Origin of the sequence: Pseudomonas sp. DWP3-1-2 (assembly GCF_049896285.1) — a bacterium.
Lineage (GTDB): Bacteria > Pseudomonadota > Gammaproteobacteria > Pseudomonadales > Pseudomonadaceae > Aquipseudomonas.
Genome location: NZ_JAFCTZ010000001.1, coordinates 728,515 through 750,781, shown reverse-complemented (window position 1 = coordinate 750,781; position 22,267 = coordinate 728,515). Strand labels below are relative to the sequence as shown.

16 protein-coding genes are annotated in these 22,267 nt (G+C 62.0%); 7 read left to right on the top strand and 9 right to left on the bottom strand.

The genetic code is table 11. The annotated features are described in order from the left end of the window. Positions 1 to 37: 37 nt before the first annotated feature. The 6 genes from ACP7B0_RS03550 to mhpT all read right to left on the bottom strand — a co-directional run bounded on the left by ACP7B0_RS03550 (position 38) and on the right by mhpT (position 9,381). Positions 38 to 1,381 carry an MFS transporter gene (locus ACP7B0_RS03550; protein WP_426139528.1) on the bottom strand — a complete coding sequence of 448 codons (1,344 nt, stop codon included), beginning with the start codon at positions 1,379 to 1,381 and terminating at the stop codon, positions 38 to 40. Positions 1,382 to 1,661: 280 nt separating this feature from the next. Further along, positions 1,662 to 3,137, bottom strand: a complete 1,476-nt coding sequence (locus ACP7B0_RS03545; RefSeq protein ID WP_426139527.1) for an aldehyde dehydrogenase family protein — start codon at positions 3,135 to 3,137, stop codon at positions 1,662 to 1,664. A gap of 29 nt (positions 3,138 to 3,166) precedes the next feature. Continuing rightward, positions 3,167 to 4,888 carry an FUSC family protein gene (locus ACP7B0_RS03540; protein WP_426139526.1) on the bottom strand — a complete coding sequence of 574 codons (1,722 nt, stop codon included), beginning with the start codon at positions 4,886 to 4,888 and terminating at the stop codon, positions 3,167 to 3,169. A gap of 56 nt (positions 4,889 to 4,944) precedes the next feature. Beyond that, entirely contained in the window at positions 4,945 to 6,393 is a 1,449-nt protein-coding gene (locus ACP7B0_RS03535) for a carotenoid oxygenase family protein (RefSeq protein WP_426139525.1), read from the bottom strand. A 196-nt stretch (positions 6,394 to 6,589) separates the two neighbouring features. Beyond that, entirely contained in the window at positions 6,590 to 7,555 is a 966-nt protein-coding gene (locus tag ACP7B0_RS03530; protein ID WP_426140053.1) for a SphA family protein, read from the bottom strand. A 608-nt stretch (positions 7,556 to 8,163) separates the two neighbouring features. Beyond that, complete coding sequence (mhpT, locus tag ACP7B0_RS03525) at positions 8,164 to 9,381, bottom strand: 3-(3-hydroxy-phenyl)propionate transporter MhpT (RefSeq protein ID WP_426139524.1); 1,218 nt, start codon at positions 9,379 to 9,381, stop codon at positions 8,164 to 8,166. Positions 9,382 to 9,721: 340 nt separating this feature from the next. Between mhpT and ACP7B0_RS03520 the strand changes: the two genes are divergently transcribed. Continuing rightward, positions 9,722 to 11,044 (top strand): OprD family porin, encoded by a 1,323-nt coding sequence (locus ACP7B0_RS03520; RefSeq protein WP_426139523.1) that lies wholly within the window; start codon positions 9,722 to 9,724, stop codon positions 11,042 to 11,044. Positions 11,045 to 11,114: 70 nt separating this feature from the next. On the opposite strand, the gene ACP7B0_RS03515 is transcribed toward ACP7B0_RS03520, so the two are convergent. Continuing rightward, the gene (locus ACP7B0_RS03515) at positions 11,115 to 11,603 is read right to left on the bottom strand and encodes a MarR family winged helix-turn-helix transcriptional regulator (RefSeq protein ID WP_426139522.1); all 489 of its coding nucleotides are present in this window, start codon (positions 11,601 to 11,603) and stop codon (positions 11,115 to 11,117) included. A gap of 214 nt (positions 11,604 to 11,817) precedes the next feature. Here ACP7B0_RS03515 and ACP7B0_RS03510 point away from each other — a divergent pair, with 214 nt between their 5' ends. The 6 genes from ACP7B0_RS03510 to ACP7B0_RS03485 all read left to right on the top strand — a co-directional run bounded on the left by ACP7B0_RS03510 (position 11,818) and on the right by ACP7B0_RS03485 (position 20,088). Beyond that, a complete protein-coding gene (locus ACP7B0_RS03510) occupies positions 11,818 to 12,648 on the top strand; it encodes a p-hydroxycinnamoyl CoA hydratase/lyase (RefSeq protein ID WP_010567568.1) in 831 nt (276 codons plus the stop codon). A 108-nt stretch (positions 12,649 to 12,756) separates the two neighbouring features. After that, positions 12,757 to 14,205, top strand: a complete 1,449-nt coding sequence (locus tag ACP7B0_RS03505) for an aldehyde dehydrogenase (RefSeq protein ID WP_426139521.1) — start codon at positions 12,757 to 12,759, stop codon at positions 14,203 to 14,205. A 161-nt stretch (positions 14,206 to 14,366) separates the two neighbouring features. Continuing rightward, complete coding sequence (locus tag ACP7B0_RS03500) at positions 14,367 to 16,250, top strand: feruloyl-CoA synthase (RefSeq protein ID WP_426139520.1); 1,884 nt, start codon at positions 14,367 to 14,369, stop codon at positions 16,248 to 16,250. Continuing rightward, positions 16,247 to 17,488 carry a thiolase family protein gene (locus ACP7B0_RS03495; RefSeq protein ID WP_426139519.1) on the top strand — a complete coding sequence of 414 codons (1,242 nt, stop codon included), beginning with the start codon at positions 16,247 to 16,249 and terminating at the stop codon, positions 17,486 to 17,488. The genes ACP7B0_RS03500 and ACP7B0_RS03495 overlap by 4 nt, the downstream gene beginning before the upstream one ends. 60 nt (positions 17,489 to 17,548) lie before the next feature. Then, positions 17,549 to 19,306, top strand: coding sequence for an acyl-CoA dehydrogenase (locus ACP7B0_RS03490; RefSeq protein WP_426139518.1), 1,758 nt, complete (start codon positions 17,549 to 17,551; stop codon positions 19,304 to 19,306). A gap of 68 nt (positions 19,307 to 19,374) precedes the next feature. Beyond that, positions 19,375 to 20,088 (top strand): GntR family transcriptional regulator, encoded by a 714-nt coding sequence (locus tag ACP7B0_RS03485; RefSeq protein WP_426139517.1) that lies wholly within the window; start codon positions 19,375 to 19,377, stop codon positions 20,086 to 20,088. Positions 20,089 to 20,094: 6 nt separating this feature from the next. On the opposite strand, the gene ACP7B0_RS03480 is transcribed toward ACP7B0_RS03485, so the two are convergent. Together ACP7B0_RS03480 and ACP7B0_RS03475 are read right to left on the bottom strand one after the other, a co-directional pair. Further along, positions 20,095 to 21,045 (bottom strand): PDR/VanB family oxidoreductase, encoded by a 951-nt coding sequence (locus ACP7B0_RS03480; protein ID WP_426139516.1) that lies wholly within the window; start codon positions 21,043 to 21,045, stop codon positions 20,095 to 20,097. A gap of 97 nt (positions 21,046 to 21,142) precedes the next feature. Further along, positions 21,143 to 22,204, bottom strand: a complete 1,062-nt coding sequence (locus tag ACP7B0_RS03475; RefSeq protein WP_426139515.1) for a Rieske 2Fe-2S domain-containing protein — start codon at positions 22,202 to 22,204, stop codon at positions 21,143 to 21,145. Positions 22,205 to 22,267 lie beyond the last annotated feature (63 nt).

The window sequence follows — 22,267 nt, the reverse complement described above, 5'->3', positions numbered from 1 at the left end:
GAAGCGTCCCCTTATGGGTTGTTGTCAGTAAGAGAGGTCAGGCGTTGCTGTGGGCGACGGCCCGCACCTGTCCGAGAAGAATGATCAGCATCGCGCCCAGGGCAATCGTTCCGGGGAGCAGGGCGGCCATGAATATTTGCTGCAGCGACCAGCCCAGGCCCAGCATCAGCCCGCCGAAGATCGGTCCGAGAATGGAGCCGATGCGGCCAATGCCCAGAGCCCAGCCGACACCGGTTGAACGGATGGACTGCGGGTAGATCTCCGCCGCCACGGCGTTGAGTCCGGCCTGGGCGCCCTGCACGGTGATGCCAAGCACGAACATCACGCCCAGGAAGAAGTCCAGCGTCACCGGCAGCGTGCTCAGGACCAGCACCAGCGCCAGGTAGCAGACGAATTCGCCGAGCAGCACGTGAGTCGTGCCGTAGCGGTTCATGGCGTAGCCCTGGCACACCGAGCCGATGACGCCGCCGAGGCTGAACAGGATGATGGCCAGGATGCCGGTGCTCATCGGTGCGTTGGCGCTGGCCAGTACCGTCGGAATCCAACTCATGATCGAGTAGAGAATCAGCAGGTTCATGGCGTACGGCAGCCACAGCAGCAGGGTCCGGCGCCACATGCCGTCGATGAACAGGCGGCTGACCGGGATGCGCTCGGCCGTGCTCTGCACGGTGGCGAACGTCTCGACCGGAAGAGTGCTGACACTGGGAAACAGTTGCTTGATGAGCCGGTCCAGTACCGAACGGTTACGGCTCGAGCGGGCGAGGTATTCCATCGACTCCGGCAGGCGCAGGGCGATGATCAGCGCCACCGCTATGGGCAGCAGCCCGCCGATGATGAAGATGACGCGCCAGTCCCAGTGCGCCAGCACGTGTTGAGCGGTCAGCCCGGCCAGCATGGCGCCGAGCGGCATGCCGCAGAACACCAGGGTCACGGCTGAGCGGGACGCGCGCCGCGGCATGTATTCGGCGGCAAGGGCAACCAGGTTGGGAATCGCGCCGCCCAGGCCGAGGCCGGTCAGAAAACGCACCAGTAACAACTCATCGTACTGGTCGACGAACGCGGTCAGCAGCGCGAAGACGCCGAAGGTGATGACCGAGGCGAGCAACACTTTCTTGCGCCCGATGCAATCGGCCAGGGGGGCCAGCACCAGGGCACCGATCATCAGGCCAACCAGCGCCGCCGCAAAAACGGGACCGAAGGCCGAAGGTGCGATAGCCAGGGAGTCAGCCATTGGCTTGACCAGAAAGCCGATGACCTGGGTGTCGAAGCCATCGAGGATCGCCACCAGCAGGCAGAGAGCGAGCACTTCGTATTGTCTGGCGCCGATTCGACGGTTGTTGATCACGCCCCCAAGGGCACTGGTAGATGTGGAGTTATGCACGGCTTAGGCCTCGTTATTTTTGTAGTGATGCACCTTTCGCGTCTGCAACCGCGATGACCTAAATCTAGAAGTATTCTTAAATCCTGTAAAGTGGGATTTATGTATAAATCCTATATTGTGAAAATACTAATTGATTTTTGCCGTGCCGATGAACCGGCCTAACAGCTCTGGAATGGGGCTTTCAGCTGCATAGACAGGGGCAGGAAGCGAAGCGCAGGCTGACGAGCGGTTCGCTGTTCAGAGGGTGTCTGCCGGCGGAGGCCGGCAGCGCGAGGTGCGCTCAGAACGGGTAGGGACGTGGCCCCTGTTGCACGGAAACCCAGTGATCGGTGGTGAGTTCGGCGATGATCCAGTCGCTGTTGAAGCGCCCAAGGCCGCTGTTTTTCTCGCCGCCAAAGAGGTTGCTGGGGTCGTCGTTGACGGAAATATCGTTGACGTGGGTCATTCCCGCCTCGACCTGCAGGGCGAAACGCACCCCGCGGGCCTCATCCCGGGTGAACACCGCACTGGACAGGCCGAATTCCGTGGCGTTGGCCAGTTCGAGCGCGTGCGCCTCATCGTTGGCGCGGATGATGGGCGCGATAGGGGCGAATTGCTCGGTCTGCGCCAACAGCGAATCATTGGCGACGTCGATGAACACGTGCGGCGGCAATATCTGGCGCTGAGCGGCACCACTGAGAATCAGTCGCGCCGATGTCTGTCTGGCGGCTTCGATCCGCTCCAGGGCGGCCCCGAGTTGGCGTTGATTGATCAATGGGCCGATCACCGTGTCGCTGTCGTTGGGGTCGCCTACCTTGAGGCCGCGAACCCGCTCGACGAAGGCCTCGACGAAACGCTCGTGGATACTGGCATCGACGATGATCCGGTTGGTGCTCATGCAGATCTGCCCCTGGTGCAGAAAGCGTCCGACCGTGGCTCCCTGAACCGCACGCTCGATGTCAGCATCGTCCAGTACCACACAGGGCGCGTTGCCGCCCAGTTCCAGGCCGACTCGTTTGAGTGTCGGGCCGCTCATGGCCAGGCCGCCGATGTGTCGACCGACGCGGGTCGAGCCGGTGAAGGAGATGAATTTGGGAATGGGGTGCAGGGTAAACGCGTCACCGATATCGGCCACGTCGCCGACCACCACGTTGAGCACACCCGCTGGCAGCCCGGCGGCCTCGTAGAGTTTGCCCAGCAGCAGGCCACCCGTTACCGGCGTGTCGTCGGCCGGCTTGACCACCACCGCGTTGCCCAGGGCGAGGGCCGGCGCTATCGAGCGGTTGGACAGGTGCATTGGCCAGTTCCACGGGCTGATCACCCCGACCACGCCCAGTGGCTTGCGATAGACGCAGCTGTCCTTGCCGGGGATATCGACCGGCAGAATCCGCCCCTGAACGCGCAAGGGCATGCTGGCCGCCGCGAGCATGGTCGCACGGACCGACGCCCATTCGACCTCAGCCTTGGTGCGAGTGCTGCCGGATTCACGGATCAGCCAACTGACGATTTCCTCATGGCGCACGTCGAGGATGCTCGCGGCCCGGTGAAAAACCGCGGCACGCTCCGAGGGAAGCAAGGCCGCCCAGCCTTTCTGCGCGGCTGCGGCGGCCCGGTAGGCCTGATCCAGATCGTCCTGACTGGCGAGGCTGATGCGGGTCAGCAGCGCACCGTCGTAGGGGTTGTGATCGTCCAGGGTTTTGCCCGCGTTGCCCGGGCACCAGCGGCCAGCGATGAATTGTCCGGTGAAGTCATGCCATGGATCAGCTATCAGGTTCATGTGGTAACTCCTTGGGTCTGGAAGAGCAATCAGGTAGCGGCGAGGTGGGCGAGTGTTCGAGCGGCGTGTTCCGCGTCGTTTCTGGCCTTTGCGAAGGTCGGCGCATCAGGCATGCGTTCTGGAGGGTGGGGGGCTGTCGCCGCGATGCAGGTGAGGGCGGCGTTGACCAGTTGGCTCGCGCAACCCTCGCTCACCACCAGTGAGCGCAGCAGGGGCCGCGCACGTGCGTGAGCCAGGGCGAGTCGGTTCGGCGCTGTCGCCCGTAGGGTTTGTCTGGTGATGCGCCGTGCCAGCGCGAGGCGGCGACCCGCCGGATGCGCGGGGTGCCACAGCAGCAGACCACCGGCAGCCGCCATCACGCCCAGTAGAATCGCCAGGGTCTGCAGCACAACGTGCTCCACGTCACCCTGCAAATGCACGCCGGGTTGTGCGGTCAGCAGGAACGTCATGTTCAGGTCGATGGCCAGTTTCGCTGTTCTGGCACGGGCCATCAGGCAGGCGCCGATCAGCAAAAAGGGAGCGATACAGAGCAACAACTGCCCATCGTTTTGCACCTGGGGAAGTAGCCAGAGGCGGGCGATCATGCCTGCGCCGGCACCGAGCAACGAGCCGATGAAGACATCCTTGACGGCGTTTTTCGCGTCGTTATGGCTGGAGAACAGCGAGGCGAACAGCACGGCGGTCATGGTCATGATGGCCCCTTCGTCCCAGCCGCTCAGGCGCCAGATAAGAGCAGCGCCAATCAAGGCCGACAGTGGTCTGCCCGCGGAGGTGCCAGCGGCGCGCCAGTCGTGGTTGAGCAGGCGTTCGCGCCAGCTGGCGGTGCTTTTCTGGCCCTTGAGCCGGTCCTGAAGCTGGGTGAGGGCCAGCAGCAGTTGCGCGTGGTCAGGGGTGTCAGGCACCGGGGACTGCAGGGCCGCGATGAATGCTTCGAGGTTTTCCTGCTCGCTGCAACGGTCGTCGAAGCGTGCGTAGCAGAGGGGAAAGCGCCGCGTTTGGGTCATCGTATGGACGAGGGCGACAACCACAAGGAGCGCGTCGATGACCTCATTGGCATGGCGAACTCGCTGGCGACCTTCGCGTGAGCCCGCGGCGGTGAGGTCGAGCAAGCCATCCAGGGCCTTGAAGGCGCCCAGCACGCGGGTGAGGTCAGGCGCGGTGTCGGGTTTCGCCGGGGCGGGGGCGGTCATGCACCAGTGGAGGCTGTCACTGACCAGTGCATCGAGTCGTTCCTCCAGCAGAACGGTGGGTTCGGATTTGGCTGTGAAGAGCCAGGATACGCTGGAGGAGCAGAGTATGCCGATCAGCGTGCACAAGACCCGTCCGCTGGCGAGTTCCGGGTCAAGCACCGGATCGGCCAAGCCGAACAGGGCCACGATAGCGGCGGTATAACCCGCCAGTACCCAGGCGTAGTTGCGGAAGTGACGGAAGAGGTTGCCGACTGCGGCGCACAGCACCAGCCAGACTGCGAGCAGGCAAAGCAGGACATTGGGCCAATCGAAGAAAAAGTACAGCAGGGCACCGCCGACCAGGGCGCCGACAGCGCTGCCAGCCAGGCGTGCGATGCAGCGTTCGATAAACAGGCCACGGGTAGGCTGGGCGACCAGCCACACCGTCATGGCGGCCCACCAAGGGTGATGAATGCCGGCCGCATTGGCCAGGGCGAGGGCGAGCAATGCCGCCACCGTGGTATGCAGGCCGAATACGAGGGGCGTGCGGACCGAGGCCAGGGCCTTACAGGTACGTTGCACAAAGGCGGCGCCACTCATCGTGAGCGGCGCCAGTGCCTGGTTCGTCGTCGCATGGTTTACTCGCCGGGGGCCCAGGAACCGTGCAGTGACATGCGCATGCGGAACGGGATCTTGATCCTTGCCACCGGGCCTGCGGCCATGTCGCGGGAGTCGAGAACGACCAGCTCGCTGCAACTGTCGGCCATATGGTTCAGCAGCGCGATGACATACCCATCACCTTCTGCCGCGTCTGCCGAACGCGGCACGAAGATCGGCTCCTGAAAGCACTCACTGTCGCCTGCGAACCAGCTATCGCTCACACCGGTCCTCAGGTTGAAGTGCGTCAGCAGGTTAAAGAACTGGAACGGCATGGGGCCGTTCTCCTCGCGGTACGGCCGGGTCTGGTCGAACGCGAGCATGAAGCCGTGCTCATACGGCTGGCCGATGTAGCGGTCATCCACCCGGGGAAACTCACAAGGGTAGTCGTTGAGGGCCTGCGGCTCGACGAGATCGCTGGGGGCAGTCGGATCGAAGGTCCAGCGGTGCAGGCTGGATGACAGTGTTTCGGGGGAGGGAACGAAGCCATCCTCCTGCGGGAAGAAGTAGAAGATATTGCCGTCGGTGACCGGCATGTCCACGTGAATCAGGCCGTTCTCTTCGAACGCATTGAGGGTATGACCCTGAAAGCCATTTGCCGGCCCCTTGAACCAGCGAACCCTGCCAGCGTCGCCTTTGCGCGAAAACACTGCGAACAGTTGCGGCAGGTCAGGTTGCCACTGGAAGTGCTGACCCCCGCGCTTCATGCGCTCCACGTCTGTGGTCAGAGGAATGAAGGGCAGGACGACATAGTTCTCTGTCACAGCGAAGTCATGGACCATCGCGGCATAGGGTGCCTGGAACCAGATTTCGTGCAGCAGCTTTCCATCGGGGCTGATTTCGAAATAGGCCATGTCCGGTGAGCCATCGCCTTTTGCTTCGTAGCTGAAGGCAAGGAGGTTACCGCTGGCTGGATCGACCTTCGGGTGGGCGGTGAAGGTGCTTGAAGTGATCTGCCCGTTCCAGTCGTAAACGCCCAGGGTTTCCAAGGTTTGCGGGTCCATGGCGTAAGGCAGTGCGTCTTCCTTCATGGCCAGCAGCACACCGTTGTGCTTGAGCACGGTGGTGTTGGCCGTGGTGTTGTTGGCGGCCGCCAGTGGATCGTTGCTGTAGACGTTGCGGTAAATCCCGTTAAGGGAGCGTCCTTCGCTCCGCTGGGCCAGCAGGCGTGCGGTTTTGACGTAGCGACGACGCAGCGATACCCGGCCGCTCTCGAAAAAGAAGGCGCTGACCATGCCGTCGCCATTGAAGAAGATGTCCTGGCCGAGCATCGGCGGGTACTGCGGATCGGGCGCAACCTGATAGAAAGCACCACGGATGGCGGCGGGCAGGGCGCCCTCGATTTCCAGATCCATAACCTCGGCTTCCACGCGGCTCGGGTGATACAGCGCACCTGAGAACTCGGGTGTTTCGGGAAAGAGGTTGGTCATACGATGATCCTCATAAACGTGAATTAGGCTTTACTGACAGCGGTTGATGAACGGCGTCCCTGCTCGATGGGTGTTCTTCAGGTGGTCTGCAACATAAGGCTGGCGCTGTGCACCAAGGTGCGTTGGCGCAAGCCAGCAGGGTTCTTTTGCTGTCGACAGCTTTGAGCGCATTCATGGTCGGGTCACCTCCCTGAGGTCAAAGCTGATGCGCAAAGCGCACCTGGACGGAGTAGTCATTCCGGGCACGGTTCTCGACATCGGTTTCGTGGTACACATTGAGCCACACGCCTTTGCCTTCCTTGAGTTTCCAGAACATACCGGGGCCGATGCCAAGCACTTTTTCACGCGAGTCCTCCAGCGTGCTGCCGTTCACCTTGTCGTCGCTGAACTGCTTGAAGTAGTAGCCGTTCAGGCCCACCGAGATGTTCGGCAACACTTCGTAAGAGGCGGCGAAGTTGACCCAGGCGGCGTCTCCGGCCTGAGTGTTGCGCACGGTTTGCCCCTCGAATGGCACGGGGGAGCTGCTGGCGGGATCATCGTTCTTGAAGTTGTGCAGGTAGTACAGCCGCCAGCTCGCTTCCCAGCGCGGGATCGGCATCCAGGTGGCGGCCCAGTAAGGGTTGAGCGAGTAGGTGTTGTTGCCCGGGTTGAAGTCCTTGTTTTTGTCGTACTTGCCCGTTGGCAAAATCACGTCAAAGGCGAAACGCTGGACGAACACAGGGCGGCCATAGGCGTCGACGATGGGGTCGAACTGAATCTGCGGCCCCGTGGTGATATCGCCCAGACCGGTGGCGTTGTCTTTCAGCTGTGCGCCTGCATCCCCAAAGTCACCGTCCAGCGACACGATCGGTACGATCAGGTTAAAGCCCAGGTGAGCGCCGCCACCGATGGTTTCCGGCGAGTAATAGCTGAACTGATTGAGCAGTGACACGACGTTCAGCTTGGGGTTGTCGAACGATTTGTTGTCCTTCCCTTTGCTGTCCCGAAAAGAGCTGGCGGTGGCAAATTTCATATAAACCAAGTGGCTGAAGCCAGGAGGGCCAGCGAAACCGTCATAGAAACTCGTGTTCCCCAGGTTGCCGTTAGGCTGACTGACGGAGGGCGGTGGTGGGCCATCGGCGGCGTTTACGGTGTTCTGCATGGCGAGTGTGAACAGTCCCATGGTGCAGGCAAGCAAGGTTTTCATAGGTGCGGGCTCTTATTGTTGGATTTGTGAGCTGAGCAATATGGTTTTTGCGTTTGTAATCTAGGCCTGATGAAGCGGGTGGTCTTGCATGTGCAGGCCGCATTTGTCTGAGCGTGCCATTGCGCTTTCGCGGGACCATCGTTTACATCGAATGAAGGCGAGATCGGCCTGAGGTCGCGTTGAGGCAGGTGGTCGTCTGGTGGCTGCTTTTTCTGGAACGTCTCAGAAGGCGTTTGCTCGGACAAGTTGATTCGAGCTCACCGTTTGCGATGTTGGCGGCTAACCGTCCGGCTACAACGCTGGCGATGACGGTGACGTCCTGCGCCTCGCGATTAGCCATTTTCGCCACGCTTGCGCCAGTGTCGGCTTGGCGGAATGGGATTCGCCTGCTCAACTACGTGTAAGCCTTGTTTCGCCGGCCGTTTTGGCGAGGAGTCGACGTTACTGGCGTTGGCCGCACAACTGGAGCAGGCCCGGCCCTGGCGGCAATGTTTACCGCCGGTGAATGCGTGCCTGCGCAGTTAAGCGCAGTCTCTGCGGGAACAGGCGTGCTCCCGCAGGTCTCGCCCCTTGCCTGAAGGGGATCAGGCCTTGGCCTTTTTCATGGATACCCTCAGAGGGGCGGAACGGGCAACGACGCTGATGATGGTCAGTGCTGCAATCACCAGGCCCGGTGAGGTGGCCAGCAATACTCCGGTACTACCGGCCCCGGCCGCCAGGATCTGCCCGGCTGCCAAGGGGCCGGCCACCGACCCCAAACGTCCAATGGCTACCGCCGCGCCGACACCGGTAGCCCGCACGGCTGTCGGGTACGAAGGGGGTGCCAAGGCGTAAAGCACCAGTTGCGCGGCCATCACAAACAACCCTGCGGAAAAACCGGCGATGGCCATGGGCAGGATACCCACCGACAGACCGACCCCTGCCAGTGCCGCCAGCAACCCGGCATAGACAAACAGCACCACCTTGATGCCGTTGCAGCGATCCAGCAGGAGCCCGCCAAGCAGCGAGCCCAGGGCGCCGCCGATATTGAACACCATCTGCACCATGCCGGCCTGGGGTTTACTGAAGCCCTGTTCCAGCAGCAACGACGGCAGCCAGTTAAGCAGCATGTACATCACCGTCAGGGTGAAAAAATAGCTCAGCCACAAGGCCAGGGTCGTCGGCGCGCGACCTTCGCCAAACAGTGCCTGGCGGGTGGAAGGGTGAGGGCTGGCGGTGTTTTTGTGCTGTTGGCGAAACGCCGTGGATTCGGGCAGCAGCAGGATCATCAGCGGCACGACCAGCAAGGGTGCCAGGCCTCCGATGATAAAGGTGGTCTGCCAATGTTCACTGGAAAACATCGCCACGACGGCGGCCAGTGCGCCACCCAGGGGTACGCCGCAGTACATCACGCTGATGGCGGTACCGCGATTGCGCTCGCTCACGGCTTCGGCGCACAGGGCGATCAGGTTGGGCAGGGCAGCGCCAAGGCCCAGGCCGGTCATGAAACGCACCAGAAGCAGACTGGAATAGCTTTCGACAAACGCGGTGCAGAGTGAGAACAGCCCGAACACCAGCACGGCGATGACGAGGATTTTCTTGCGGCCGATACGGTCGGCGATCCAACCGCCGAAAAAGGCCCCGGGCAACAGGCCGATGATCCCGGCGCTGAACACCCAGCCCAGCATCTTCGGGTCCAGAGCAAAAGTCTGGCGCAATCCTGCAGCCGCTGTTCCGGCCGCCTGCAGATCGAACCCTTCAATCAGCGCAACGATAAAGCACAAAGCGATGGTCAACGTCGAACGACGCGATGGACTGTCCATGGGCAAACCTCATTGTTGTTTTTGTTGTGGTGGCGAGCCAGGCCTCGACGGTGGACGGGTGACTGTGGCTGCTGATGAATAAGATAACAAAGATAACTAAAAAATGAATAGCGTATTAAAACGGTAAAAAATGGTAATTAAAGCGTTTTAATACAAAGGGTTGTGATGAAAAACGGCGATGATCGAAAAAATAGATAACAATATTAATGTTCGATTATCGGTCATTGGTGGTTGACGAAAGCCCTTGGCTGTTTCCATTCTCTGCTGGCGAAGCTGACTGCATGGCGCTCGCGCAACATCGACACAACCCTAAAAACAACAACAAAAAATGGACATCACTATGCTAAAGCTCCCTACGGACGCCGTTGCGGCGGCGTCAGTCCCCTGCGTGTCAAACCACAATCCGGGCCTGCTCCTGGCGCTGCTGGGCTTGAGTGTTCTGCCCACCCAGCTCTGGGCTGCGGGCTTTATCGAGGACAGCCATGGCACCTTGACCCTGCGCAACTATTACATGGATCGCGATTACAAGGATGATGGCGCCAAGACCGCCGCGCGGGAGTGGGCCCAGGGTTTCATCATGAACATGGAGTCGGGGTTTACTGAGGGCACCCTGGGGTTTGGCCTGGATGTGCGCGGACTGGTGGGGGTCAAGCTTGACTCCTCGCCGGATCGCAGCGGCACCGAGCTGTTGCCGGTGTCAGCCAGCGATAAGCGCGCCGCCGATGAGTATTCACGTCTGGCGCCGACCGCCAAACTGCGGTTTGCGCAAACCACGGTGAAGACCGGAGACGTGTCGATCTTCCTGCCGTTCGCTTTTGCCAGCCCGTCGCGACTGCTGCCACAAACGTTTCGCGGCACCACCCTGAGCTCCAAGGATATTGACGGACTCACCTTCAACACCGGCTATATCGATCGCATCAACAAGCGTGACTCCACCGACTACCAGGCGATGACAATCGCCTCGCCTAACCGGCGTTTCAATGCCACGGCAACCACCTCACATCTGGCTTACCTGGGAGGGGATTACCAGGTCAACAAGGACCTCAGCCTGCGTGTATACCACTCTGAAGTGGCGGACCTCTATCAGCAGGACACCCTGGCGCTGCTGCACAACCTGCCGCTGGGTGATGGCGTGCTGACAACCGATCTGCGCAGTTTTTTCAGCCGCGAGGATGGCAGCGCCAAAGCCGGGGAGGTGGATAACCGCAACCTCTCTGCGCTGTTGGGCTACCGCTGGGGCGGGCACCGTTTCAGCGTCGGGTACATGCATTCCACCGGGGATACGGCGACGCCTTATATCTCTGGGACCGAGTTGATGGGCATGAGCGAACTGACGATGAGTTCGGACTTTCTCAACGCCAAGGAACGCACCTGGCAAGCCATCTACGACTATGACTTTGCGGCAGCCGGGGTGCCTGGCCTGAAGAGTCGGTTGCGTTATGTGCGCGGTGACAACATCGAGCTGTCGGCCTTCGATGCCGATGACCGCAAGGAACGCGAGTTCCAGATGGAGCTCAGTTATGTGGTCCAGAGCGGGCCCTTGAAGAACATCGGGCTGATAGCGCGCAAATCTATCTACCGTAACGATTTCCCTGGTGGCGCGGCCTTCCGTGATGAAAACCAGACCCGCTTCCTGGTGCTTTACACCTTGCCTATCTGGTAAGCGCGGCGCCTTGCGCGAACCTCTCCGGCCGCGCCCCCCGCAGTTGAATGGGGGCGCGCGTCGGAGTGGATCAGTCCCGGTAAACCTTCTTCAGCAAACGCAGCAGCTCTGCACGTTCCTGGCCGTCCAGGGCAGAGGTGGCGTCGAGGTCGCTCTGCGCGGCGATCTCCTTCAACTCCTTGAGCAGGGTTTCGCCGGTCTTGCTCAGGAAGATTCCGTAGGAACGTTTGTCCGGTTTGCAGCGCACCCGCACCGCCAGGGCGCGGCTTTCCAGCTTGTTCAGCAAGGGCACGACTTGAGGCGGCTCAATGGCCAGGGCTCGGGCCAGGTCGGTCTGCATCAGGCCGGGGTTCTGGTCGATGATCGCCAGGGCCGAGAACTGCGCAGGGCGCAGGTCGTGGGTCGAGAGCCTGCCGATCAGGTTCTGGAACAGCTTGAGCTGGGCGCGACGCATGGCATAACCGATCAGGTCGTCCAGGGCCGAATCCAGCGGCCCCTGCACCTCGGCGTTATCGGGCAGGGCTTGGCTGAGGTCGGCGATGTGGGAAGGCTTGGCCATTGGCAGTGCAGTTCTCACTAGGTGGAGGTTAAGAAAGCTATCTAGTTTGCCGGGGTTAGCGAGCCATGGCTATGCCGAGTTCTCGCTGGTGGATATTAAAGTGGCTTTCAAGGACGTGAAAACACTGATTAATTCAATTAATAGTTAATTGACATAACTATATTTGCGGTTTAATTTCGAATCATCTTCAAGCCAAGAACAAGAGAGCAACGTCATGAGCAATTACGAAGGCCGCTGGACCACCGTCAAGGTCGAGATCGAAGAAGGCATCGCCTGGGTCATTCTCAACCGCCCGGAAAAACGCAACGCCATGAGCCCGACCCTGAATCGGGAGATGATCGACGTGCTGGAAACCCTGGAGCAGGACCCTGCCGCCGGCGTACTGGTGCTGACCGGGGCCGGTGAAGCATGGACCGCCGGCATGGACCTCAAGGAATATTTTCGTGAGGTGGATGCCGGCCCGGAAATCCTCCAGGAAAAAATCCGCCGCGAAGCCTCGCAATGGCAGTGGAAACTGCTGCGCATGTACGCCAAGCCGACCATCGCGATGGTCAACGGTTGGTGCTTCGGTGGCGGTTTCAGTCCGCTGGTGGCCTGCGACCTGGCGATCTGCGCCGATGAAGCGACCTTTGGTCTTTCGGAAATCAACTGGGGCATTCCGCCGGGCAATCTGGTGAGCAAGGCCATGGCCGATACCGTGGGCCATCGCCAGTCGCTGTACTACATCATGACCGGCAAGACCTTTGGCGGGCAGAAGGCTGCCGAGATGGGCCTGGTCAACGAGAGTGTACCGCTGGCCCAACTGCGGGAAGTCACCATCGAGCTGGCGCGTAACCTGCTGGAGAAAAACCCGGTGGTGCTGCGGGCCGCCAAGCATGGCTTCAAGCGCTGCCGCGAACTGACCTGGGAGCAGAACGAGGATTACCTCTACGCCAAGCTCGATCAGTCACGCTTGCTTGACACCGAAGGCGGTCGCGAACAGGGCATGAAACAGTTCCTCGATGACAAGAGCATCAAGCCAGGTCTGCAGGCGTATAAACGCTGAAGCACACAGGTCAACAGCAGGCGCATCCTGCTGTTCGCTGCCGCGCCCCGGCGCTACTGTTACACCGCTTGAATGCATTCCCGATAAAGACAATAAAGAGGAATCACCATGCTGGACGTGCCCCTGTTGATCGGCGGCCATTCGTGCCCCGCCCGTGACGGTCGAACCTTCGAGCGCCGCAACCCGGTGACCGGTGAAGTGGTGTCCCGGGTGGCCGCCGCGACCCTGGAAGATGCCGACGCCGCCGTGGCTGCGGCCCAGGCGGCCTTTCCCGGCTGGTCCGCGCTGACGCCCAACGAACGGCGTACCCGTTTACTCAAGGCTGCCGAACTGTTGCAGGCGAGCAGCGCGCAATTCATCGCCGCTGCGGGCGAGACCGGCGCCATGGCCAACTGGTACGGCTTCAATGTGAGTCTGGCAGCCAATATGCTGCGCGAAGCAGCCTCGATGACCACTCAGATTACAGGCGATGTCATCCCCTCCGATGTTCCCGGCAGTTTCGCCATGGCCCTGCGTCAACCCTGCGGCGTGGTGCTGGGCATCGCGCCCTGGAACGCTCCGGTGATCCTCGCCACCCGCGCCATCGCGATGCCCTTGGCCTGCGGCAATACCGTGGTGCTCAAGGCATCGGAACTGAGCCCGGCCGTGCACCGCCTGATCGGTCAGGTGTTGCAGGACGCTGGCCTTGGTGACGGCGTGGTCAATGTCATCAGCAACGCCCCGGAGGATGCCGCAGCCATCGTCGAGCGGCTGATTGCCAACCCGGCTGTGCGGCGGGTCAATTTCACCGGTTCGACCCATGTCGGGCGGATTGTCGGCGAGCTCTCGGCGCGTCACCTCAAACCGGCCCTGCTGGAGCTGGGAGGCAAGGCCCCGTTGCTGGTTCTGGAGGACGCTGACCTGGACGCCGCCGTGGAGGCCGCCGCCTTTGGTGCGTACTTCAACCAAGGGCAGATATGCATGTCCACCGAGCGCCTGATCGTCGATGCCAAGGTGGCCGACGCCTTTGTCACCAAGCTGACGGCCAAGATTGCGACCCTGCGTGCCGGCGATCCCGCCGCGGCAGATTCGCAGCTGGGCTCCCTGGTGGACGTCAGTGCCGGCACGCGGATCAAGGGGTTGATCGACGATGCCCTGAGCAAGGGCGCGCGGCTGGTGGCCGGTGGTCAACTGGAGGGCAGCATTCTGCAGCCAACCCTGATCGATGGCGTCACGGACGACATGCGCCTGTATCGCGAAGAGTCCTTTGGCCCGGTGGCGGTGCTAATGCGCGGCGACGGCGATGAAGCGTTGTTGCGTCTGGCCAACGATTCCGAGTTCGGCCTGTCAGCGGCCATCTTCAGTCGCGACACCGGACGCGCCCTGGCCCTGGCCCAGCGGGTGGAATCGGGCATCTGCCATATCAACGGGCCGACCGTGCACGACGAGGCGCAAATGCCCTTTGGCGGTGTCAAGTCCAGCGGCTATGGAAGCTTTGGCGGTAAGGCATCCATCGAGCACTTCACCCAATTGCGCTGGGTGACCCTGCAAAACGGACCCCGGCACTACCCGATCTGAACTGCCGCCCCATCGTCGGCTGCCGACTTCCCCAGGATGTCGCCGCCCCGTGTCGGCCAGCAATAACAATAACAAGGCTTGCAGCCACTGGCTGCCACGCCGCGCCGCGAGTCGCGCCCCTAGGGGCGTCCCCCCGGCGTGCCTTGATGGAGGACAATCACGTGAGTTCCGAATTCAGATCACAACCCCAGACCGATTCCCGCGCACCCCGATACCGAGAGGTGTCTATCGGTCATCCGCCGGTGGAGGTCATTGAAGAGCGGGGCATGCTGCACATGCGTTCCCTGGAACCCTTGGCCGAGTTGCCGACGCGCTTGCTGGATCGTCTGGTGCATTGGGCTCAGGTGCGTCCCGAACAGACCTTTATCGCCGCGCGCCAGGCCGACGGTAATTGGCGTCGGGTCAGCTATGTGCAAATGCTTGAGAGCGTGCGGGCCATTGCTCAGAGCCTGTTGGGTTACGGGTTGTCGGCGGACAAGCCGCTGGCGTTGCTGTCGGGCAATGACATCGAACATTTTCAGGTGGCCCTCGGCGCAATGTACGCCGGCATTCCTTACTGCCCGGTATCGCCAGCGTATTCGCTGTTGTCGCAGGATTTCGCCAAGCTGCGCCATGTCTGCGATCTGCTTCAGCCGGGGCTGGTGTTCGTCAGCGATGCGGCGGCGTACCAGCGGGCGATCGACGCCGTATTGCCGGCCGAGACGCCGCTGATCACCGTTCGCGGCCAAGTGCCGGGACGCCGCCAGGTGAACTTCGCCAGCCTGCTGCAAACGCCCGGTGGCATTGAAGCCGATCGGGCCTTCTATGCCACCGGCCCCGACAGCATTGCCAAATTTCTGTTTACCTCGGGCTCGACCAAATTACCCAAGGCGGTGATCACCACCCAGCGCATGCTCTGCGCTAACCAGCAGATGCTGTTGCAGACGTTTCCGGTGTTCGGTGAAGAGCCGCCAGTGCTGGTGGACTGGTTGCCGTGGAACCACACATTCGGTGGCAGCCACAACGTTGGCATTGTGCTTTACAACGGCGGCACCTTTTATCTGGACGACGGCAAGCCCACGGTTCAAGGCTTTGCTGAAACGCTGCGCAATCTCAAGGAAGTATCGCCCACGGCTTACCTGACCGTGCCCAAGGGTTGGGAAGAGCTTGTCAATGCCCTGGAGCAGGACGCCGAATTGCGCGAGCGCTTTTTTGCCCGCATCAAGCTGTTCTTCTTTGCCGCTGCCGGTCTGTCGCAAAGTGTCTGGGATCGCCTTGATCGCGTGGCAGAGCAGCATTGCGGCGAACGCATTCGCATGATGGCCGGGCTTGGCATGACCGAAGCCGCGCCATCGTGCACCTTTACCACCGGCCCGCTGTCCATGGCCGGTTATATCGGCCTGCCAGCGCCGGGTTGCGAGGTCCGGTTGGTCCCTGTGGACGGCAAGCTGGAAGGGCGATTCCGTGGTCCGCACATCATGCCCGGCTACTGGCGGGCACCTCAGCAGACCGCCGAGGTTTTCGACGATGAGGGATTTTACTGTTCCGGTGATGCCATCAAGCTGGCTGATCCAGATAGTCCGCAACTGGGCCTGATGTTTGACGGGCGCATCGCCGAGGACTTCAAGCTGTCTTCCGGCGTGTTTGTCAGTGTCGGGCCGCTGCGCAATCGGGCGGTGCTCGAAGGCTCGCCCTATGTTCAGGACCTGGTGATCGCCGCTCCGGACCGAGAATGCCTTGGCGCTCTGGTGTTCCCACGGCTGTACGAATGCCGACGGCTGTCGGGCCTTAGCGCCCAGGCCACCGACGCCGAGGTGCTGGCCAGCGGGCCTGTGCGCCAATGGTTCGGCGACTGGCTGCAGCGGCTCAATCGAGAGGTGACGGGCAATGCCAGCCGCCTGGAATGGATTGCCTTGCTTGACGAACCACCCTCCATCGATCGGGGCGAAATCACCGATAAAGGCTCGATCAATCAACGTGCCGTATTGCAATGGCGCGCCACCCGAGTGGAGGCGCTGTATCGCGGCGAAGAACCCTCGATCCTGCGTGCCGGGCCCAGGCCGTGAGCAGTGCCGGTCAGTACTCGGCCTTCGCCGATGTGGCGATTTTTGACGCGGTGCGCACCCCTTGGGTCGATCTTGGCGGGGCCTTGGCCCAGGTTTCGCCTATCGATCTTGGGATCAAGGTTGGCCGTGAAGTGCTGGCTCGGACCGGCATCGATCCACTCGCGGTGGACAGCGTATTGGCCGGGTCCATGGCCCAGGCGAGCTTTGATGCCTATTTGTTGCCACGGCATATCGGGTTGTACTGCGGCGTGGCGCAATCAGTCCCGGCGCTGGGGGTGCAGCGCATCTGCGCCACCGGCTTCGAGCTATTGCGCCAAGCCGCTGAACAACTGCGCGATGACGTGCAACTGGCCTTGTGCGTGGCCAGTGAATCGATGTCGCGAAATCCGATTGCCGCCTACACCCACCGGGATGGGTTTCGTCTCGGCGGCGGCGTGGCGTTCAAGGACTTTCTCTGGGAAGCCCTGTACGACCCGGCTCCAGGGCTGGACATGATCGCCACCGCCGACAACCTGGCTCGCCGCTATGATTTAAGCCGTGAGGTGGTGGATCGCTATGCCTGCGCCAGTCACCAACGGGCTTTGCAGGCGCAGAAAGTGGGGGCCTGGGTTGAAGAAATCGTCGCTGTCGATAACCAGCAGTTCGAGCTTCAGGGGTATCAGCCGCGCAGCATCAGCCTGCCGCGTCACGCCACGGCTGTCACCGAGGACAGCCATCCACGGCCCACGGACCTGCCGGCCCTTGCGCGTTTGCGCGCGGTGCATGCCGGGGGCGTTCAAACGGCCGGCAACAGTTGCGCGGTGGTCGATGGCGCCGCAGCCGCGCTGGTGGGGCGGAGCTCTGCCTGCACACGTCCGCCGCTGGCCCGGTTGTTGGCCAGCGCAGTGGTGGGTGTCGCCCCGGAGTTCATGGGCATCGGTCCTGCGCCCGCCATCCGCCTGCTGTTGCAACGCAGCGGGCTGAATCTGGATGACATCGGCTTTTTCGAGATCAACGAAGCCCAGGCAGCCCAGGTGCTGGCGGTGGCTCAGGCGCTGGAATTGGACAGCGCTCGGCTCAACGTCCAGGGCGGCTCCCTCGCATTGGGGCATCCACTGGCCGCCACCGGTTTGCGTCTGGTGATGACTCTGGCCCGGCAATTACGCCAGCACAACCTGCGCTACGGGATTGCCGCCGCGTGTGTGGGCGGCGGGCAGGGCATGGCGTTGCTGATCGAGAACCCGGCATACCGCGCCTGAAGTTTGTTATGCCCGCCTGACGTGGCGGGCGACTCCTTTTTCGATCGGATGAGGTTTCCTATGTGGAGCTATCAGGCGCCCCTGCGCGATATGCAGTTTGTTCTTGAACACTGGTTGCAGGCCCCTGAGGCCTGGTGTCGCAGCCCGGCGTTTGAAGGGCTGGACCTGCCTTTGGCGATGCAGGTGCTGGAACAGGCGGGGCGTTTCAGTCATGACGTACTGGCACCCTTGAACAGCAGCGGCGACCGCCAGGGCTGCCAGTGGACGGCGGGCCGGGTCATTACCCCTGACGGCTTTGCCGACGCCTATCGAGCCTATGTCGACGGCGGCTGGCCGGCCCTGGCGTGTGCCAATGATCTGGGTGGGCAGGGTTTGCCGCAACTGCTCGACGCCGCGCTACAAGAGATGCTGTACGCCAGCAATCACGCGTGGGCCATGTACACCGGCATTGCCCACGGTGCTTATCTGTGCCTCAAGACCCACGGCGCACCCTGGCTTCAGGAACGCTACCTGCCGGATATCGTCAGCGGCCAGGCCTTGCCCACCATGTGCCTGACCGAGCCCCAGGCCGGCAGCGATGTCGGGCTGCTGCGCTGTCGCGCCGAACCCCAGGACGACGGCCACTATCGCCTGCACGGCAACAAGCTGTTCATCTCCGGCGGTGAGCACGACCTCACGGAGAACATTCTGCACCTGGTGCTGGCACGCTTGCCGGGTGCGCCGACTGGGAGTCGTGGTATTTCCCTGTTTCTGGTGCCCAGGCAATTGGACGATGGCCAAGCCAACGGCGTGCGCTGTGATGGCATCGAACACAAGATGGGCATCAAGGGCAGCGCCACCTGTTCGCTGGTGTTCGAGGGCGCTCAGGGCTGGCTGATCGGCGAAGCCAATCGGGGGCTGGCGGCAATGTTCGTGATGATGAATTCGGCTCGGCTGCATGTCGGCCTGCAAGGCCTGGGGCACGTGGAGGCGGCGTGGCAGAACGCCGGGGAATATGCCGCCGAGCGCCTGCAGATGCGCGCTCCACGCCGACCTGAAGCAGTGGAGGCCCAGGCGGCAGACCCGATCCGTTATCACCCGGCCATGCGCCGGGTGTTGCTGGAGTTGCGCAGCACCAGCGAAGGAATGCGGGCTATCGGTTATTGGGCCGCCCATTTGCTGGATCAGGCCGGGCATGCCGTAGAAACGCAGGCGCGGCAGCACGCCGGGCAACTGGCGCAGCTGTTGACGCCCATTATCAAGGCGTATTTCACCGAGCAGGGTTTTCGTCAGGCGAGCAATGCCTTGCAGGTCTTTGGCGGTTACGGCTATGTCGCCGAGTTCGCCATCGAGCAGACCCTGCGCGACAGCCGTATCGCCATGATCTATGAGGGCAGCAACGAAATTCAGGCCAATGACCTGCTGCTGCGTCAGGTTCTGGGGGACGAAAGGCGGGCCTTCGGCCTGCTGCTGACAGAGCTGCGCGAAGAAGCCGGGCAGGGCGCTGAACTGTCCGACTGCGCAGATTTCGCCATCGCGCTGGGCAGCCTGTGCGACTCGCTGGCTCAGGTGGTGGAGGACATTCGCGAACGGTCCCGGGCGGACAGCGAGTATCCCTATCGGGCTGCCGGGGACTTCCTGCAGTTGTGCGGGGTGACGCTACTGGCCTTCTCCTGGGCGCGGGCGGTGAGGGTTTCCAGGGCTCTGCCCGAAACGGATCCGACACGGGCCTGCAAACTGCAAAGCGCCCGTTTCTTTTTCAATTACGTGTTCCCGTCCCGGGTGGCGCAGCACCTCATCGCGATAGAAAGCGCCCGCGAAACACTGGCGTTCGTCTGACAGGCCCGCTGCTGCTGGGGTGAGGCTTGGGGTACTATGGCGGCCTACGTTTTCTGGAAGCCGCCTGGATGAGCAAGCCCGGTCAATTGGTGCTGGTTGCGCTGCGCAAGATGATCGCCACTGGCGAATTGGCGGCGGGCGAACGCTTGATGGAAACGCCCACGGCGCAGCGGTTCGGCGTTTCACGGATGCCGGTGCGCATGGCGTTCCGCACGCTGGAGCAGGAAGGCCTGCTGGTGCGGTTTGGCGGGCGCGGGTTTCAGGTGCGTTCGGTGAGCGACGACGATATTGCCGGCGCGGTCGAAGTGCGCGGGGTGCTCGAAGGTCTGGCCGCTCGGCAGACCGCCGAGCGTGGCTTGTCCGACGCGGCGCGTGAGGCCCTTGAGCTGTGTCTGGTCCAGGGCGATCAATTGTTCGACAAGGGGTATGTGACCGAGGACGACCTTGGGGTCTATCACGATCTCAACATGCGTTTTCACCAGGTCATTGTCGAAGGCAGTCATAACCCGGCCATTGCCGACGCCCTCGCACGCAACGATCACCTGCCGTTCGCTTCGGTGACCGCGCTGGCGGTGGATCGGGATGACATGGCCCGCGAATACCGGCGCTTCAACTATGCCCATATGCAACACCATTCGGTGTTCGATGCGCTGGTCAATCGTCAGGGTGCGCGGGCCGAAGCGATCATGCGCGAACACGCCAACGCGACGTTGCGCTACGCGCAGATTTTCAGTTCCGCGACGGCGGACGAGCGGATGAGGGTCATTCTCCGCCCGGAGTGACCCGCTTCAGATATCCAGGACCAGCAGCGGTGTTTTCGAGCGTGAGCAGCAGGGCGTGAACTGGTCGTTGAGGGCCTGCTCGTCCTCGGTGAGGAACAGATCGCGGTGCTCCGGCACGCCCTCCAGCACCCGTGTCAGGCAGGTACCGCAAATCCCTTGTTCACACGACACGGCAATCTCGATGCCGTGGCTTTCCAGGACCTGGACCACGGTCTTGTCGGCGGGAATTTCGAACACCTGGCCACTGCTGCCGACCTTGACCGAAAAACGCCCGTCCTGGCTGTTGTCTACTGGGGCTGCGGCAAAGTACTCGCGATGCAGGCGGTCTTCCCGCCAGCCCTGGGCCCGGGCACTGTCGAGCAAATGCTGCATGAAGCCACCGGGACCGCAGACATAAAGGTGCACATTGTCTTCGGGTGCCGCCAGGACCTTGGCGGCATCCAGAGCCGTGTGGGGTTGCTCGTCGAAATGCAGGAATACCCGCTCGGAAAACGGCGAATCCTTCAGGCGCTGGACAAAGGCTGCGCGCTCGCTGGAGCGGGCGCAATAATGCAGGTCGAAGTCGGCCCCGGTATGGGCCAGGTGTTCGGCCATGCTCAGGATCGGGGTGATCCCGATGCCACCGGCAAACAGTATGCTGCGTCGGGCTTCGTCCGCCAGGGGGAACAGGTTGCGTGGCTCGCTGATGCGCAGGCGGGCGCCGTTGTGGATCTGTTCGTGCAAGCGCTGGGAGCCGCCTCGGGAGGCCGAGTCCTTGAGTACGCCAATCAGGTAGCGGTGCCGTTCCTCAGGGTGGTTGCATAACGAGTATTGGCGGATCAGCCCGTCGGGCAGGTGCACGTCGATATGCGCGCCGGCACTGAACGCTGGCAACGGGCTGCCATCGACGCTGACCAATTCATAGCTGCAGATGTCCTGGGCTTCGTTTTTACGGGAAACCACGACCACATCGATCATGTTCAATCCTCGGAGTGTTGCCGCTGCGGGCGGTCACTTCTGCTTGTTTGGCAAAGGTACAGGCAAGGCGCGGCACCGTGAGGGGGCCGCAGTCGGGTCAGGCGCTGGTTGTTGGGATCCGCTGCGGTTCCGCGCCGCGTTCTCTGGCAATCAGACGCTCCAGAATCTTGCGCGACTGCACGCCGCCGGCGTCGATATTGAGCTTGAGCAGGTCCCGCGTCGGGTGGGCGAGCAGGTTCTGTTGCTGGCGTTCGAGCATCTCCAGGTCTTCGCTGAAAATTTTCCCCTGACCTTCACGAATGCTCGCGGTCAGTGCCTGGTCCCGGGGGTTGAAGTTGCGCGCCATGCCCCAGAAGTACCAGATCGAGGTTTCGGTTTGCGGGGTGATAAAGTCCACCACGATGCTCGCGGCCTTGTGCTCGGGCGCGGCGTTGTAACCCCCTTTGCCCGCGTGGGCTACCCCGACGTCGATCAGTACATGGCTGGGTGGGGTGAAGCGGCAGATCTGCCAGCGGTCCACTGGCACATCATCGGCCAGGTTGTTGCCGCGCAGGGCCATGCGCCAGAACGGCGGGGGCATGATGTTTTCCATGTGCCGGGCGGTGATTACTTCGTCGCCTTCGACCGTGGTCACGGGCGCGGCTTCATCGATTTCCTTCTGACCGATGCTGGAGGCGTGGACGTAGGTTTCGTGCGTCAGGTCCATCAGGTTGTCGATCATCAAGCGGTAGTCGCACTGGATGTGGAACAGACCGCCGCCATAGGCCCACTCGTCACTGACTGCCCATTCCAGGTGATGGATCAGCGCCGGATCGGCCAACGCCTGATCGCCGGGCCACACCCAGATGAATCCGTAGCGTTCCACCACGGCGAATGTCTTGTTGCACGGAAAGCCCCGGACCCGTTGCCCGGGCATCTCTACGGTTTTGCCATCGCACCCCATTACCAGGCCGTGATAGCCGCACACCAGGTTGCCATTCTCCACATACCCCAAAGACAGCGGCGCGCCACGATGGGGGCAGAAGTCTTCGATGGCCACGACTTTGCCTTCCAGGCCGCGATAAAACACCATTTTTTCACCACAGATCTGCCGACCCAGTGGCTTGTCAACGATTTCATCGGGCGTACAGGCAACGTACCAGGTGTTCTTGGGGTACATGGAGATTCTCCAAGGCTGTGTTTTTGTTGTTTAGTGGATCCATTAATGTTGAGTTTAGGGTGC